The organism is Paenibacillus castaneae (genome assembly GCF_002884445.1).
In the GTDB taxonomy this organism is placed as follows: Bacteria; Bacillota; Bacilli; order Paenibacillales; family Paenibacillaceae; genus Pristimantibacillus; species Pristimantibacillus castaneae.
The window spans coordinates 2177135-2193813 of the sequence record NZ_KZ614144.1 but is presented as its reverse complement, the minus strand read 5'-3'; the positions used below and the strand labels follow the sequence as shown (position 1 = coordinate 2193813).

12 protein-coding genes are annotated in these 16679 nt (G+C 42.8%); 2 read left to right on the top strand and 10 right to left on the bottom strand.

Annotation, left to right across the window (positions count from 1 at the left end; all coding sequences use genetic code 11):
- The 4 genes from CEF13_RS09285 to CEF13_RS09275 are packed head-to-tail and all read right to left on the bottom strand — an operon-like array spanning position 1 to position 5393.
- On the bottom strand, positions 1 to 966 hold the full coding sequence (locus tag CEF13_RS09285) for a carbohydrate ABC transporter permease (protein ID WP_102710423.1): 966 nt from the start codon (positions 964 to 966) through the stop codon (positions 1 to 3).
- Entirely contained in the window at positions 923 to 3853 is a 2931-nt protein-coding gene (locus tag CEF13_RS09280; RefSeq protein ID WP_244917064.1) for an extracellular solute-binding protein, read from the bottom strand. Before CEF13_RS09280 ends, CEF13_RS09285 begins: the two co-directional genes overlap by 44 nt.
- Positions 3850 to 4002: a hypothetical protein gene (locus CEF13_RS28740; protein WP_166742813.1), complete on the bottom strand. Its 153-nt coding sequence runs from the start codon at positions 4000 to 4002 to the stop codon at positions 3850 to 3852. The genes CEF13_RS09280 and CEF13_RS28740 overlap by 4 nt, the downstream gene beginning before the upstream one ends.
- Positions 4003 to 4040: 38 nt before the next feature.
- Positions 4041 to 5393 (bottom strand): ABC transporter substrate-binding protein, encoded by a 1353-nt coding sequence (locus CEF13_RS09275; protein WP_102710422.1) that lies wholly within the window; start codon positions 5391 to 5393, stop codon positions 4041 to 4043.
- Positions 5394 to 5908: 515 nt separating this feature from the next.
- Between CEF13_RS09275 and CEF13_RS09270 the strand changes: the two genes are divergently transcribed.
- Positions 5909 to 6913 (top strand): LacI family DNA-binding transcriptional regulator, encoded by a 1005-nt coding sequence (locus tag CEF13_RS09270; RefSeq protein ID WP_102710421.1) that lies wholly within the window; start codon positions 5909 to 5911, stop codon positions 6911 to 6913.
- Positions 6914 to 7101: 188 nt separating this feature from the next.
- On the opposite strand, the gene CEF13_RS09265 is transcribed toward CEF13_RS09270, so the two are convergent.
- Entirely contained in the window at positions 7102 to 8067 is a 966-nt protein-coding gene (locus CEF13_RS09265; RefSeq protein ID WP_208414506.1) for a glycoside hydrolase family 113, read from the bottom strand.
- A gap of 204 nt (positions 8068 to 8271) precedes the next feature.
- Between CEF13_RS09265 and CEF13_RS09260 the strand changes: the two genes are divergently transcribed.
- Positions 8272 to 9114: an AraC family transcriptional regulator gene (locus CEF13_RS09260; RefSeq protein WP_102710420.1), complete on the top strand. Its 843-nt coding sequence runs from the start codon at positions 8272 to 8274 to the stop codon at positions 9112 to 9114.
- A gap of 59 nt (positions 9115 to 9173) precedes the next feature.
- Here CEF13_RS09260 and CEF13_RS09255 read toward each other — a convergent pair whose 3' ends face one another.
- The 5 genes from CEF13_RS09255 to CEF13_RS09235 all read right to left on the bottom strand — a co-directional run bounded on the left by CEF13_RS09255 (position 9174) and on the right by CEF13_RS09235 (position 16664).
- The gene (locus CEF13_RS09255) at positions 9174 to 11546 is read right to left on the bottom strand and encodes a CBM35 domain-containing protein (RefSeq protein WP_166742812.1); all 2373 of its coding nucleotides are present in this window, start codon (positions 11544 to 11546) and stop codon (positions 9174 to 9176) included.
- A 200-nt stretch (positions 11547 to 11746) separates the two neighbouring features.
- Positions 11747 to 13207 (bottom strand): cellulase family glycosylhydrolase, encoded by a 1461-nt coding sequence (locus tag CEF13_RS09250; protein WP_102710418.1) that lies wholly within the window; start codon positions 13205 to 13207, stop codon positions 11747 to 11749.
- Positions 13208 to 13839: 632 nt separating this feature from the next.
- Positions 13840 to 14505: an HNH endonuclease gene (locus CEF13_RS09245; protein WP_102710417.1), complete on the bottom strand. Its 666-nt coding sequence runs from the start codon at positions 14503 to 14505 to the stop codon at positions 13840 to 13842.
- A gap of 75 nt (positions 14506 to 14580) precedes the next feature.
- Positions 14581 to 16020, bottom strand: a complete 1440-nt coding sequence (locus CEF13_RS09240; protein WP_102716300.1) for a DHA2 family efflux MFS transporter permease subunit — start codon at positions 16018 to 16020, stop codon at positions 14581 to 14583.
- A gap of 59 nt (positions 16021 to 16079) precedes the next feature.
- On the bottom strand, positions 16080 to 16664 hold the full coding sequence (locus CEF13_RS09235) for a TetR/AcrR family transcriptional regulator (RefSeq protein ID WP_102710416.1): 585 nt from the start codon (positions 16662 to 16664) through the stop codon (positions 16080 to 16082).
- Positions 16665 to 16679 lie beyond the last annotated feature (15 nt).

Here is a 16679-nt window from a genome sequence, read left to right as displayed (position 1 = left end):
TTATTCACCCACCTTACGAAGAAGTTTTTGTACGATTAAGTTCGATCCCACCATAATCATGAACAGTACGGCTGCGATGGAGGAAGCGTAACCCATTTCAAAGCGGGTGGTACCAAAGTCAATTAAGTGCGTAACAATGGTTTCTGCTGCGTAATTGACGCTCGGAAAACCTGCAAGAGCAATCGAGACGTCAGCTACTGCAAACGCGCTCGTGAGTTGAATAACAGCCCCGAACATCAGCTGCGGTCGCATCGAAGGCAAAGTAATATACCAAAGCTCCTGCCAACGGTTCTTGATGCCGTCCACTGCTCCCGCTTCATATAATGTGCTATCGACGGTTTGAAGACCTGCAATAAAAGCAAGAAATCCAGTCCCTAAGCTAAGCCATAATTGAACGAGAATAATAATGGGCAAGATGTACGCTTCCGTTTTCAACCATTGAAGTGGCTCTAGTATAAAACCCAACTTGAGCATCAATCCATTGGCAATACCGTAGCGATCTCCCGAGAAAATCATAAGCCAGATAAAAAATACGTTACCTGAAATAGAAGGCGCGTAGAAAACAAGAGTCATAACAGCTCTTAATTTCGGTGAAAGCTCATTAATAATCCATGCAAACACAAAACAAGCTACATAACTGATAGGACCTGTAATGACAGCGAACAGCAAGGTGTTCTTTATTGCAATAAGAAAAACGTCGTCCTCTAGAAATAAGCGGGTATAGTTCTGCCAGCCAATAAATCTAGGAAACTCCAACATATTAAAGTACGTAAAGCTAAGCACAATCGATATAACTACTGGCAATACCGTAAATAAGGCGAATAACAACATGTATGGCCCCAGTAGAATATACGAATGCTTATTGGCTTTCACTTCCCGCAACTTCAGGCTCCACCAATTTTGCACGCTTGACCCTCCTCCATTATTGCGGTAAACCGAATTCTTTTCGTTTGGTATTGATTTCATCTTGCATGTATTGGACGTAATCCATGATAGATTCACGTGCTTCTACACTGCCTACGACTGTTTTGTAGAAGGCATTAAATAGATGCCTTCCCGTGAAATAACCGCCCGGTACTTCTGGTATGCCCTGCACCCATTCAAACTGAGCTTTTAAATTCTCGTAATCGGCAACAGGCCAAGGCAAGCTGTCTAATGCTTTAATGTTTGCTGTCGGATAACGCGCTGCAGCTCCCATTAAGCCTTCCATTTCCCGACCAAATAAGGTTTGAGTCGCATCGCTCGTCCACCATTTCATAAACTGCCACGCTGCGTCCTTATCTTTGGCTTTGTCGAGCATGATGACGGCGTTTCCACCGCTTGGAACCTCACGATTAATCGTGCCATCCTCTTGAAGCGTTCCAGGAATTGGCGCAAATCCCCACATTCCGCGGATTTCTGGTGCAAATACTGAAAGCTGATTATAGGTTGTATAATCGGCTATGCCGATCGGCATTTGTCCTGTACGGAAACGGTTGGAGAAGTCATACTCTCTTTCCAATTTGTAATCGGTATAATATTCCGTCCAAGTCTTAAACGTTTCAATGCCTACGCGAGAATCCAAGTCGGACTCCTTCCCACCGTTCCGATAGAATGAACCGCCATTTTGTAGCAGCAATGCTGCGTAGAACGAGTTCGGCGGGATGTTCTGGCCCTGAACTGCAGCCTGCGCAACGACCGGTAATCCGAATTGCATATGGTTTTTACTTAGAACAGCAAGCAGATTGGATACTTCATCCCATGTGTTCGGTACATCCAAGTGAAGCTCATTAAGTACATCCTTGCGATAAAACAGCATATTGAAGGTTTGTGTTTCCGGCAAAGCGAACACGCCATTCTCATAGCTGTAAGGAACAATTGCGCTAGGACGGAATCTGTCCTTTACTTCGTTAAAGTCAGCAAATTGGGTCAAATCAACGGAAGCGTTGCGCATCGCGAAGTTAACAGGAATATCGTTATCGATTTGCATCGCTACATCAGGCCCTTGACCCGCTAGCGTTGCAGGCAATAACGTCCCCATATTAACCAGCTTCAAATTAACATTGATGCCTGTCACTGAAGTAAATGTCTCATCAATCATAGCCTTCATCGTATTGGCCTGATCTCGCCCGCTTCCGATCCATACCGTTACGGAACGTTGATCTTTATCCTCCGTTACATTGCCAATTTGGTTATAATCAATAAAGAAGGAGGAGAAGAATGTCGCTGTCTCATGCTTGACCTTAGAAACAAAGTTCATCCCTTTTTTCGGGAATTTCTTATCTGGAGAAGCGAGATAAATAGCATCAAACTCCAGCGGCTGCTGTCTGGCTTGCTGAACCCAAGTACCGAGACCTCCAGTATTGGTTTTATAGGCAGCCAGTCTTCTTGATACCGTATCCGGCTTCTCGATCATTTCATCCAATTGCAATGCCATTGTTTTGAGAAGCGCTTCTTGATCACTCGATTGTCCAGCTAATGCGACTAATTCTTTCGCTATTTGTTTCAGTCGCGTACTCTCAGATTCAAAAACCTTAAGCAAATCCGGAACTTTCTTATTGAGCTGATAATCACGGAATTCATCCGGCTTCGTTCCTGTGATCATTAATATTTTGCGATACATTTCATTCAAGTTATAAAGGCTTTCCTCAACCTCTCGGATCAATGGTGCAAATTCTCCAAGACTAACTTCCATCCGCAGAACATGCTTGCCTTTCTCCAAATGGTATAAGTAAGGCTCGTCGCCGCCCATTACATCAATCCGGTACGGGCTTTTGTAGCGGAAAGCAACTTTTTCCATTTCCTTGAATGGAACATTACCGTCAATCGTCAGTCTTCGTGTCGAGTAGATCCCTCTTACAAAATTTTGCTGTGACTTAAAAGCCATTTTGTAAAGGCCTGTCTCTGGAACGTCAACTTCCCATTCGATCCACTGGCCTGGAATACGCCAGTTAAATCCACCTATCGTATTGATTTTTATTTTTGAAGCACTGTAGGGAAATACAGCAGCACTTGAACGTTCGCTGAGCGGATACAAAGTTGGCGACGATTTGGCAATCGCTGATTCGGCTTCGATTGTAATCAATTGATCTTTCGCTGGCTTTATACCGTTAGCGTCATATTGCTTAGTAAGATCCTCGTATGAAAGCGGCGAAATTTGTTGGAATAATTTCAACTGCTTGATCACCATCGGTTCTCTTGACGATTCTAGCTTTATCGTATGTGTACCCTTCGCAAAATAAAAGAGAAAAGGTTCATTCTCATACCCATCTGAATCCTGAAAAGTTTTCTCGCTCCATCTTGGCTTCTCGACCTGCTTCGGTCTAAGATCATTGCCCTGATTGTCCTGAATGATCTCAGCCTTCTGATTATCCCAAATGCGATCAAATTGCAAAAATGCCGCTTCACGGAATGGTCGCTCTCCATCAATATATAATGCTCTCTCGATCGATGAGCTCTTTCCTTCTATTGGATAATAGAGCAAGGATAAGTTGTATAATCCTGCTTCACCCACCTCAAAGGTCCATTCGGCGCTTCCCGACTCTCCTGTTAACAGCGAACTGCCGTCCATGCCCTCATATTGATTAAGCTTCTCGAAATCAGTACCTGTTACACGGCTGTAATCTGCCGCCTCCAATACGATTTCACGTTCTGGTCTAGCAGCGCTTTCGTAATCTGATAAGTATTGAACATATTTTCGTTCATTGAAGCCCATTTTTGCAGTTGTGCTGCTGATAGACTGTATGTCCGTTGACGATGCGTTTGGACTTGCAACTGCCTGAAAATTCGAACCGATTGGTAGTACAATTAATATTGCCAAAGCAACAGGCAGTATTTTCCTAGTAATATTAAATAGCCGATAATTGCTTATCACCAGAAGTCCTCCTTACAAGCGTATACGGTATCTCCATCCATTCCATTGATGGAGAAGCTTACGTTATGTGGTGAAATATGTTTAAACTGATTCATTGTGAAATGATCGGTTTTTTTCCCATAATAGAAGGAGGGGAGGCATGAAGTCATCCCCCCCTCCTTTTCACAAAATTGTGTACTATTACTATTTATTTTCCAAGCTTAGCAATAGATGCTTCTGCTAATGGTTTATACTTCTCAGCAGTCGCAGTTACCGATTGATTATTTACAAGGAAGTCTTCCATGAAAGCGTACGTTGGATACTCAGGGAAGGAATCATCAAGCAGGATTCTTCCAGTGCCGCTAATATGATCACGAGTCATAATAACATCTTCTTCATGCGTGTACATGCCTTCTAGCCACTCTTGGCTAGGGAAATCTTCTGTAGCTGGAATATCAAATGTTTCTTCATATACACGGTATACAAGATCTGCATCTTTGATGCCTTTTGGAATGAATTGCGCATTTGCTGCATTGTCTGCGTAAGTGACATCAGGGGTTCCTTGAGGACCGTTAGGAACAGGCACTACACCGATATCAAACGTAAGATCACCCAATTGCCATTGAGCAGCGATAAACATTGCTACATTTCCATCTTTAAATGTGTTTGATTCTTCCCAGTTCGTTTTATTTCCTGTTTTTACATTAACAACATTTTCCACATTATACATACGGTTCACAAATTCTGCTGCTTCAATTGTTCTTGGATCAGTGAATCCTTGTGTACCTGATCCTTCGTCAACGATAAACCCACCATTGGAAGTTGCTAAGTGACGGAATAGATCTATAGCCCAACCGGAATAGCCATATACATCAATTTTGCCGTCATTGTCTGTATCTTTTGTTGCTTGCTTCGCAACTTCCATGAATTTATCCCAGTTCCATTGTCCGCTTGTATACAGCTCTTGCAGATCTGGAAGGCCTTGTTTCTTAAACAAATCACGATTATAGTGAATGCCTACTCCGCCTGTGAACGGTGTGCCGAATGCATATTCGTCGCCTGCAATCGGAGCGCCTTTTGCCAACCAGTTTGCTTCATTATTAATGTTCGAAGCAGCTGTTGTAAATTCGCTTACTTTAAGCAATTGACCTTTCAAGATAGCCGGCAAAGCAGCTTTGTACTCCATTTGAACGATGTCAGCGAAAGGCTCACCAGCTAGAATAGTAGCTGTGAATTTTGGCATGTATTCTTCAAAAGGAACATTTACGAACTCAAATTTAACATTGTATTTCTTTTCAACTTCTTCGATTTTAGCAAGACGAGCTTTTTCGGACGTTGTATTGCCAGCAGGCTTCAGATCCCACCAAGATGCAACTTTAATGACACGACCGCCCATATCAACTGCTTCTTGAACCGGCTCCTCGGATGGAGCATCAGTCGCCTTATTGACAGCGTTTTCTTTCGGAGCGTTAGTCGCACTCGGAGTGTTTCCACCGCTGCATGCAGTAAGTACCATCATTAAACATAACACCAGAACGGATAAGCCTTGTATTTTTCTCATGACCGAACCTCCCATTTTTACATTCATCAGTTGGTAACGCATTCTTTCCAATTAGAGCGCTTACATAGAAAACGAAAAAAATAAAAACCCGCCTGAACTCCCCTTTTCACCACCGCCTTATGTATTTTGTTATTCATTTGATTTGCATCACATAACAAATGTATCACCAAAAACAATATCGGTCAATTGTTTTTTACATGTTATTTACAGTAACATGGATCATAGACACAACAAACATTTTTAATTCCTATTAAAACGCTTGTAATCCATACGAAATAGAGATATATTTAAGGAAATAACAAAATAACAAAACAAAATTCTAATGAATATTGAGGTGAACTAACTCCAACTATCGAATTACTTTAAAATTAGCATCATTTTAATCTATTTAGATAAATAAAGTTTTATTGCTGAGTACAATCATGTAAAATGAAATGCGAATCATATATTACATATAAATTGAAAGCACATCATAAATGGTTTTCAAACAATTTGAGTAAGGTAGGATGATTTGAATGAGGCGTAAAGTAACAATTCAATCCATAGCAGATTTCACAGGATTATCTAAATTTGCAGTATCGCGTGGTCTGGCTGGCAAATCGGGAGTCAGTGCTCAGACAAGGGAATTAATATTGAGAGCTGCAGGGCAGCTTGGATATTTCAAGGACTCTCATGTTGCTCATGTCTCGAATGAATTGATGGACACGGATAGTCGAAGTTGGTCAGGAACGATTCTTGTACTCTTTCCAAATGTTCGATATCAGAATACGGATTCACTATACTGGGGCCCGATATTTAACGGGATTTCTTCGAGGCTTAATCAGAAGGGTATTAACATTCTAACCTTAACAGAGCCTACAAATGACTCCATGTTCTCCCTGCTTAACCCTGAGGCAATTATGGGGATTATTACGGTTGGCACTATTTCAACGCCTGTGTTGCTCGACATTAAACGTTTAGGAATTCCAGTTGTAATGGTTGATCACTATGATCCCTGTTTCCACTGCGATTCGATCTTCACGGATAACTTGTCAACCATGAGGGAAATTATGACCTCTGTCATTTCGAAAGGCTACAAGAGCTATCAGTTCCTAGGCAACATAAGAGATGCTCAGAGTTTTTATGAAAGATTTCTCGGATTTCGTTCAGCATTGGAGGATAATGATATTGAGCTTAACCAAATCCCCGCTCTCATGGGGCCTGAAATAGAAACTTTTCACGAAACATTTCAAGCGGCAGTTGAGGAACATGGTTTACCCGAGGTATTTGTTTGCGCCAACGACATTTTCGCTTTTTTTGCTTTAGAAACGATGAGAAATATTGGAATGACTATTCCAGATAATCTTGTATTTACCGGCTTCGACAACACGCATCCACAAATTCCGTTCTTAGCTACAGTTAACGTTGATAAAGAATTGCTTGGCAAGAGGGCTGTAGACCAAATGCTTTGGAGAATACTCAATCCAAACACGAGCTATGAGAAAACACTTATTCAAGCCGAGGTTATTATCAGAAATTAAACTAAATAGGCTGTCTGATAAGGTACAATGACCTTAGCGGACAGCCTATTCTTTTATATTAGCCCCTGTGAAGCCGCTGGAGCTGACGATTTAAGTTTAAACACCATGCTTGCATAGTCCCCGTGCAAAGCCGGTACAGCAAGTCCCAGCCCCATGAGACGGTCTCCGCCTATAATTCATGTCCCATTCTATTTAGCGTAATACTCCTTTAATATCTGCTCTGCTTTCTTCCCATAAATATCAAAGCCTTTATTAGTCGCGGCTTCTTCCAGCGAATAAAGCTTTGTACTCCAATCCCACCAGAAAAATCCAGCGAACCAAGGCTCATTCCAAAAAACCTGCAGCGTTGATTGATAGAAATTAGCTTGCTCATCTTCACTGACAGGCAGATCGGTATGTGTAAAATCCCATGGCATTGTAGCGCATCCAAGTGCGCTTCTGCAGCCGATTTCCATGAAAACAACCGGCCTATTGAATTTCTTCGACAATGCTTCCAGCTTTGACTTTTGCTTCTCCCAGCCTTGAATCATGGATTCCAAGCTATCGCCAGCCATTTTGCCGACAGGGTAATAAGCGCTTGTGCCGATAAAATCAACTTCGTCAAACCAATCAATTCCTTCTTCTTTGCCATGATTGGCATTATAGATCAACGGTCCTTTATAAACGCTGCGAATCTCGGCAATCAAACGCCGCCAATGAACTGATTTGTACTCTGTCTTAACCATTTCACATCCGATGCACAGCATTTCGCAGCCTAATTCTTCTGCCAGCTCCGCATAATGAAGCATGAAATTAGTATAGGATTTAAACCATGCATCCCAATAAGGAGCTGCTCCATCTTCATTCGGAAATCCAATATGAGCTCTCCATATTCCGTCTCGTGAATTGACGACTGGCTTTAAACAAACTTTAAGTCCCTTGCTTTTGGCTTGCTTCACTGCAAATTCAATATCTCTATCCGTCATCGTATAGCCATAATCGAAAGAAATCGTAGTAGAATGTACATTGTCCTGATAGGTCCAGAACGAGAGCGCAATCCATTCGCTTCCTGTCTCACTAAGCTTCTCCAATGAATCTACAGCATAGGGCTGTCTGTATGAACCACGTGTAGAACTCCATCCATAAGTCATACCTTTAAAAAAGGTTTTATCCATTCGCATTCATCCTCCGTTTATGTGTGCAGCTTCTTTTAATGATGCGATCCAATATGTGTTAATACTAGTTCTTTGTTCGTTAAAAAACTTCACATACGAATCAATCAGATGTTCATTATTGAACTCCGTAAATGTAACATCGAAATGCAAATATGGTATAATACTAGAACTTCTAATGAATTGTTAACGACAAGGAGCAGCGGTATGATTGAATATTTATCAAGAAATGTCCAGCACATGGATTTACATATGAACCAATATGGGGTCGAACAATGCTCTCCAGGACATTTCCATGGACCGGCTATTCGAAATCATTATCTTCTCCACTATGTTCTTTCCGGAGAAGGCACGTTCGAGGTAGGAGACCAACTCTATCACCTAGGGCAAGGGCAGGGCTTTCTCATTTGCCCGGACGTGGTAAGCCTCTACCAAGCAAGCTTCGATAACCCATGGCATTACTGCTGGCTCGGATTTAACGGCCTTCAAGCTGAATCGCTTTTGAAGCAAGCTAATTTGACGAAGGATACGCCTATTTTTGCTTATAACAAGGTTGAAACATTTTTTCTCTATATCGAGCAAATGATACAAACCAAGCAGATGAATTATGCAAGCGATTTAATGCTAACAGGCCTGCTCTATCAATTACTAGCGCAGCTTGTGGAAGCCAATCCGGGTAAGAATGCTATCGATAAGAAAGAAAATAGGAAAGAAATTTATGTAACAAAAGTGATCGACTTTGTTGAGATGAATTATTCCAATAAATTCAGCATTGCAGATATCGCCAATTTCATCGGACTCGATAGAAGCTATCTTTGCTCCATTTACAAAGAAAGAAGCCATCTCAGCATTCAACAATATTTGATCCTATTTCGTATGAATAAAGCGGCCGTACTGCTGAGAAACAAGGAATTGGCCATTGGCGATGTGGCCCGCTCTGTTGGTTATGACGATCCGCTGCTCTTCTCCAAAATATTCAAAAAAACAAAAGACGTTTCGCCAAGAGAATACCGAAGCATGATTATAAATGATGGAAATGACACCCCATAATACCGATTGTCACTTTCATTCTCCAGCCTTATTCGGGTTGTTAATAGGTCAGCCTCAAATTAATTTCCAACATATTTAGGAGCAATCGTTGTGTATAAAGCATCTGCTAATTTTATTGTTGTTTCGGACTGGTGAACATCTATTATTTGATCGGTATCTCCTATCCAGCTGTCAAATTTCATTCCTTGGGCAGGAGGATCAGCAATAATGACCACTTCTGTGTCTTTATCGTACACACCTCCGCCTTTCCCGCTTGCGACATAAAGATGAAGCTTGGAATCCGTCCTGAACGGTGAGGCTGGCAAACCTTCTTTATTATACAGATTGGTTGTCGGAGAATCGCTCCAGCCGTATCTGACAGCGATCGGTTCACTAACCTTCTCCGATGATATAAGCACTGAGCTGCCATCGATTACCGCATCTGCAGCGTAATACCTTTTATCAGAGTCCGCTATCGCAAATCCAATCAGCTTTCCTGACTTTTCTTTCTTCACAGGCTGCAAACCATCCTTCATTCCAGCTATTAACCCATGATTTGCATGATCGAATTGAATCCGGATTGAGTTCCCCTCTTGAGCCATCGATTTATAGATTGGTCCAGAATACTCGATATCCTTGTCATAATATTTCCCCAGTGCACATATCGCGGCACGAGCCCCCACATCCTGCTTGTTCGTTGGATGAATGTCCGTGCTGTTACCGACATCTGTCGTGACGACCAAACAAGCATGCTTGTCATTCTGTACCGTTCTCAGCTGTGCTTCACGAACCTCTGGCAGTCCCTCGCCTGCTTGAGCCGGATTACCTTCGCTTTGAACCGTACCGAACGCTGAAATTTGAATGATGATAAACGGCAGTTCTTGATCTAAGAAAGCGGATCTCCAATCCTCCATAAGATCTGGCAGCAGCTTATTATAGCGATGCTCGCCCCAGTTGCTTTCCCCTTGATACCAGAGCACTCCTTTTAATTGATAAGGAGCTAACGGAGCGATCATTCCGTTAAATAGCGCAATTGGCGATTTAGCCGTCTCAATGGTAGTCGCACCCGTTTGGACTGCGTTCGCAGCTGTCATAAATTCAGGATTTTTCTGAAGGCTGTTATAGCTCATCCACGATTCCGCCTTCGTGCCGCCCACAGCAGAGAAGAGGATTCCAATCGGTACATTTGTTTCTTTATTTAATTTCTTAGCAAAGAAATAAGCTACAGCGCTTTGATCGGCAACCGATTCTGATGTCGTGATTTGCCACTTCGCATCAGCACTCATCATGGAAAGCGGATACGGACTCGTTGCTTGCGGGACCTTCATAAACCGAACTGCCGGGATATTCGCCTGCTTGATTTCTTCCTCTGCATTCATCGCATCCGGCAATCTAAATTCCATATTGGATTGTCCCGAGCTGAGCCATACATCTCCGAACAAAACATCATTAATATTTGTCGTCTGGGAACCGCTGCTTACCGTTATCGCATGAGGTCCGCCTGCAGAAAATATGCCCATATTCACTTTCCATTTGCCATCAGCATCTGCAATACCCGTTATAATTTTATGATCGATTTCAACGGTAACAGTTGCGCTTGGCTCCGCCCAGCCCCAAATGGCAGCCTCTGTTTCCCTTTGAATAACCATATGATCTCCGAACATCGGATTCACCAAGGGCTTATTCATATATGAAGGTAAAGCCATATATGAAACAATGGCTTCAGCCTGCTTTTCCGACTTGGAATCTAGTCCGCGTGTCATAACTTTAAGCTCATATTCTGCTGCAGCGGGTGGAAGCCAGGTGAAAAAAGGATGCCTGCTATAGTCGTTTAAAGCTATCCATTCGCCATTCTTCTCTCTGGCAAAATAACGATATTCAGCTGAATTATCAGCGCGGGCAACAAGCGAGACGGCAGCATCGGATGGCCCGGATGGTTGACCTTCAGATACTAGGCTAACGTGATTAACAGGCCCACCTGGTCCGCCTGTTAATTGAATGTAATCAACACCAATCCATCCCCAACTCGTTGAAATATCAAATGTATGCGTTCCTGCATTCAAGTCATATTGACCAATTACAGCGTCCTTCCATTCGGCGGTGTCCTTAAAGTTGTATTCTGCAAGTCGCTCGCCGTTTAATGCTAGAAAATTTGGCTTATCTCCGCCAAATGTTTTATAGCGAATCGAGATCATATAAGTACCTCGCATATCGACCTTAATGGTGAATCTTAGATTATCTTCACCCGAGTCGAAGCCTTCTACAAAGCTGCCGCCAGAAGCATTGGCGTCAGCCGCTTTCGTTACCCCAGAAAGCTCGCCATCTTCGGCTTCCAGCGTAATCGTTATACCCGCTGCACCTTGTTCTGCTTCCGATACAGCTGCCGTTGTCTCTGTCGGTGCTGCTTGCTCCGATAAGGCAGGTATTTTCTCTTCAGTTCTCGTTTGTTTCATTAATATCACTCCTGTTAAAATAACAGCTAGAACTACAATTAGAATTAACCATTTTTTATTCCATTTCTCATTCATCTCATCCTGCAAACAGCATCCAACTCTCTATCATTATTAATTAGCAGCTCTCTATGAGCGCTTTCTATATAACTAGATGAGGGCTGGTAAACCAGCCCTAACCTTCAAATAACAAGCCGAATCTATTAATTAATGACTACGCTGTCTAGATAAATGGAGGTCGATCCGCTAGAATTAGTCGGCGACATGAATACTACGCCTATTTCCCGCACATCACCCAAATTAGCTGCTCCTGACAAGTTAAGCGTGAGTGTTGTTGCACTGGAAGAATTTATATTTACCGAACCCGAATCATACCAAGTGTAGCTGGCTCCTGTTTTAATATACAGCTTCGCTTGCAGTCCGCTTCCAAGCGTTCCCCAAGCGGCATGCTTTACTTTGGCAGTTAGGGAAGACTTGCCGCTAAAATTATTAGATCCGGTATATTTTAATGTAAATTCGCCTCCGCCCAAAGTAACATCGGCTTTGAGTGAAGAAGATCCGCTCGTCGCCCATTCTGTTACGGACCATGGACCGCCAGTAACATTTGATGCTGTCCAGCTTTGTACGCTTCCACCTTCAAAATCATACAAAGTGGAGCTGCTGCCTCCACCTCCGCTGAATACGGAAGCTTTAACAGCCGTAGCTGTAATTCCATTTGTCCCATTAATAACGAGGTTCCCCCATGAAGTGAGTGTTTGCCAATCACTCGTCGTCATATCCAGCCATGCATTCCCAGAATCATTTCCTGTCCAGGACCAAGGCATGTAGCCAATTCCTTTGGATTGGCACTGATTCATAACCTCTTGTGCATTCACCTGGCTTCCCAGATTGTTATTTCCGTTATTGTAGTTATAACCGAATTCTCCAACCATCACTGCTAAGCCTAGATTTTTAATCGCTTGCAGCTCCGTTCCAATCCGACTTGAGTCATTCCAGGAGCCGTACATATGAATCGAAAACATAACATTGTGGTCCGGATCATGAGTAAGTAGCGCATTTCCATAAGCTTTGATCGGCGATGAATTTTGTCCCCAGCCAGATGCGTCAACGACAATCGTATTATGGATGCCTGCATTTCGAATCGTCGTAATAGCTGTCTTATATGCATCTCTCCAAGCCGTATCAGCTAGGTTGCCGTCTCCCCATTCGTTAGCTATATTGACCAACACATACTTTTCATTGCTGGTCAGAATGGATTTCACAGCGCTGCTCGCGAAATAGTTAGCCATATTGTTTAATGCGCTAGCACTGTTGGACCCCGTTACGTCATGCAATTCTACAATCGCAACCATACCGAGTTCTTTGCAACGATTGATGATTTGCTGTAATCGTGATGCGCTTCCGCTTGTTTGCCAAACGATTCTAACCGCATTCGCTTTTTTCGAGCTGATCGTAGACAGTGCGTTATAAGCTTGAGTGTCGAACCATGCATGCGGATTATTAACTCCACGAATAATAAAATTGTTGCCGTTCGCATCCTTCAGATTGGTACCGCTTACATAAAAACCATTAGCTGCGTAGCTGTTTTCCATTGAAATAAAGGGTACAATTAGCGAAAGCATTAGTGTAAACATTAGCGTTAACTTCATCTTCCGTATTCTCATAAAAAAATCCCTCCTTGTTTTGGTATTGCTGCCTTGGCTCTTAGTGATCGATCTAGTTGCAAATAAATCGGTACACCTCTAACCTCATTTAATCGATACGATCACCCCCTTCAATGGTAATGGAACTAGAAGAAGCGAAGCGTAAGCGTTTGGTGAAACAGACGGCAATCATGAATTTCAAAACAAAGCATGAATTAGGTTTATGTGCAAAATTTATCCTGTTATCAAAACATAACACAGATAACGATGTAGATTCAATATAATAATAAAATAATTTAAAATAACAAATTATTAAATTCGTTATTAAGAGGTCGGACGGACAAACATTCAGTTCCCAGTCATTATTTAGTTTCATTAGCTGATATTTAGCGGGCTGTGAGAGGCTTGATCCTTAATTAGTTAGTTCTGCTGAACGTGCTGCTACTGGCTTTAGAGCGTTTAGTTTCAGTAAACGATGCTAATGGCGCAAAATCATGGCTCTTTCTCGCAATAACGTCATTTCTTGAAACTAGCCCTCCCTCTAATGTGTGGTAACTCCTTGCCCATAAAAAAAGGACCTAACCAGCTAGTAACTGGAAAGGTCCGTCAGCGTTATTTATTATAACCTGTTGTGAATGAATGCTACTTTAGCTCTAGAAGGAAAGCTCATCATTTTTCATAAATGTATCGATATCCTGATCCGCTTTGGATTGATTACAATCATTACAGGCACAAACACAATTGTCAGGAGTCGTATGTCCGCCTCTCGCTCGCGGGAGCTTATGGTCGATCGTATCGCCGAATTTTCCGCAAAAATAACAGATATGGCCATCTCGTTCCAAAATAAATCTTCGAAATTCTTTGTTGCTGTAGAGCCGACGAATCGTATGCCGGTTTACAATTACCGCAGCGTGCTCCTTAACGAGCGTTACAGCAAGATCCAGCTCTATCTCCTGATGCCATCGCTTACCCTTGTCCGTTCGTCCGCGCATCCAGATCATGCCTCGCCTATTCGTTCTAAGCTGCGCTATTTCGACAGGAACCACAGCTTTAGGCAAAGATGATAGCATTACTGGCTTTATTGCCTCAGTCCTATGCGTCTGTGCTTGGGGATTGGTTAGCCTCGTCTTCTGGGAAGGAACAAGCACCGGAGTGTTATTCGCAGCTGCTTGCTTCTTCGCTTTACGGCATTCTCTGCAGGTTCCGCGGCGCGCTCCCGATCCAGATCGCCTGCCAGAACGGCGTAAGAAAAAAGCTAGAGGCTTAATTTCTTTACAGTTTACACATTGTTTTGTATTGAACTGCTCCGTTTCGTCCATTTGTTGTTCCTCGGAAGCTCGCTACTTAGCGAGCCCGCTTGCCCTCTCGACGTTTTCTCCTATTGTAACATTAATTTAATGTTTTTCGACCTTCACTCTTTTAATAAAGAATGCCAATATCAAGCCTGCAATAGCGACGATCGTAGCGAACACAAAAGCGTTCTGAATGCCAGATGTCATCGCAAGCGGACCGTTAGCTGGATCGGTAGGATCCGCAACACCCTTCATATAGCTGCTGATACCCGCAGTCATTACACTGACAGCAACTGCTGTACCAATTGCGCCTGCCACTTGCTGAAGTGTATTCATAATCGCTGTTCCATCCGGATACAGCTCTCTAGGAAGCTGATTCAATCCATTCGTTTGTGCTGGCATCCACACCATAGAAATACCAATCATCAAACATGAATGCAAAACGATAATAAGTGTAAGTGTTGATGCTGTCGTTACGCCTGAGAAGAACCAGAGCACGGCAGCAACGATCACAAGACCAGGAATAACAAGCCATTTCGGACCATATTTATCAAATAATCCTCCCATAATTGGGGACATAATGCCATTAATCAATCCGCCTGGAAGCATCATTAAACCAGCTGTCAGTGCAGACAAGCCTAGTCCCCGAATTAGGAACATAGGAAGAACAAGCATGGAAGATAAAATGACCATCATACATATGAACACCATTGATGTGCCCACTACAAACATTGGAAATTTAAAAGCACGAAGATTCATTATTGGCTGCTTCATTGTCAATTGACGTACAGCGAAGATAACAAGAGCCAACACGCCAACAATCATCGAAATGATGACTTTAGAGCTGCCCCAGCCCGTATCGCTTTCGCCCGCGCTGCTGAATGCGAACACGATGCCGCCAAAACCTATTGTCGACATAACAATTGAAAATACATCAATTTTCGGTTTTGTAATTGTCGTTACATTTTGCATGAAAGCAATTCCAAACAAAAGGGCAATAACAAGGAAAGGAAATGACAGCCAGAAAATCCAATGCCAGCTCAAATTCTCAATGAGAAGCCCCGCAATCGTTGGGCCTACAGCCGGCGCTACCATAATTACAAGTCCGATAATGCCCATTGCTGCTCCCCGCTTCTCTGCAGGGAAAATAATTAGAATCGTATTAAACATAAGCGGCAGCAGTAAAGCTGTCCCGATAGCTTGAATGACGCGCGCTGCCATCAGCATCTCAAATCCAGGCGCCAATGCTGCAACAAGTGTACCTATTATCGAGAAACTAAGCGCCGCAATAAACAATTGCCTCGTTGTAAACCACTGCAGCAGAAGACCAGAGATCGGAACCAAAATACCGAGTGTCAACAAGTAACCCGTGGTCAACCATTGAACAGTCGCTTCCGAAATGTTAAATATTTGAATCAAATCACTTAACGCCACATTCAAAGCCGTTTCGCTGAACATACCAATAAAACCGGCAATCAATAATGAAATCATAATAGGCAACACTTTAAATTTCTTCTGTGCTTCTACTTCTGCTCCTTGCATTGCTGCTTGCAAAATTCCCACTCTCCTGCTGTCTCTAAAATGTGATTCTCATGTCCTATCTATAGACAAGGACATTGATTTATTAAGTATGGAATACATCTTGCGGCGGTTAACAGCGGCTGCTTGTCCCTATTTGTTTGAGCCAGTATAAGCGCTCCCTCTAGCAAGGAAACAATAACGCTTGCCACCTCTCTCGCTCGGTTATCCTCCATACCGGTTTCTCGCAAACGATCAAATATAACGGCTTGCCATGAAGAAAAAACACCTTGTCCTGCTTCTCTCAGCTTTTCACTGATTAGAGACGTCTCGACCGCCATCCAGAAGCTGAATGGCATAAAGCCTTGAAAATTAAACTTCTCGGCATCTTCAGCCAATTCATACGTAAAAGCTTGAACTGCTTCAGCGGGCTCTTCGCATGCAGAAAATTTCGCCTTCCATTTATGGATGACCAGCTCTTTGGTACAATCAATGCAAGCAAGAGCTAGTTCTTCCTTGCCATTAGGGAAATAATAATACAAGGAGCCTTTCGGACATTTGCTCTCTTTAATAATCTGGTTTAAACCGGTAGCATGATAACCTTGGGTGAAAAAAAGCTTTGCTGCCGTGTCCAATATTATAGTGCGAGCATTTTGTTTTTCTGACATGAATTCACCTCATAA

What these genes read in the sequence shown, in the direction of transcription:
- CEF13_RS09285 (WP_102710423.1), bottom strand. Translation starts at nt 966, where the DNA reads ATGAAATCAATACCAAACGAAAAGAATTCGGTTTACCGCAATAATGGA.
- CEF13_RS28740 (WP_166742813.1), bottom strand. Translation starts at nt 4,002, where the DNA reads ATGACTTCATGCCTCCCCTCCTTCTATTATGGGAAAAAAACCGATCAT.
- CEF13_RS09275 (WP_102710422.1), bottom strand. Translation starts at nt 5,393, where the DNA reads ATGAGAAAAATACAAGGCTTATCCGTTCTGGTGTTATGTTTAATGATG.
- CEF13_RS09270 (WP_102710421.1), top strand. Translation starts at nt 5,909, where the DNA reads ATGAGGCGTAAAGTAACAATTCAATCCATAGCAGATTTCACAGGATTA.
- CEF13_RS09265 (WP_208414506.1), bottom strand. Translation starts at nt 8,067, where the DNA reads ATGGATAAAACCTTTTTTAAAGGTATGACTTATGGATGGAGTTCTACA.
- CEF13_RS09260 (WP_102710420.1), top strand. Translation starts at nt 8,272, where the DNA reads ATGATTGAATATTTATCAAGAAATGTCCAGCACATGGATTTACATATG.
- CEF13_RS09255 (WP_166742812.1), bottom strand. Translation starts at nt 11,546, where the DNA reads ATGAAACAAACGAGAACTGAAGAGAAAATACCTGCCTTATCGGAGCAA.
- CEF13_RS09250 (WP_102710418.1), bottom strand. Translation starts at nt 13,207, where the DNA reads ATGAGAATACGGAAGATGAAGTTAACGCTAATGTTTACACTAATGCTT.
- CEF13_RS09245 (WP_102710417.1), bottom strand. Translation starts at nt 14,505, where the DNA reads ATGGACGAAACGGAGCAGTTCAATACAAAACAATGTGTAAACTGTAAA.
- CEF13_RS09240 (WP_102716300.1), bottom strand. Translation starts at nt 16,020, where the DNA reads ATGCAAGGAGCAGAAGTAGAAGCACAGAAGAAATTTAAAGTGTTGCCT.
- CEF13_RS09235 (WP_102710416.1), bottom strand. Translation starts at nt 16,664, where the DNA reads ATGTCAGAAAAACAAAATGCTCGCACTATAATATTGGACACGGCAGCA.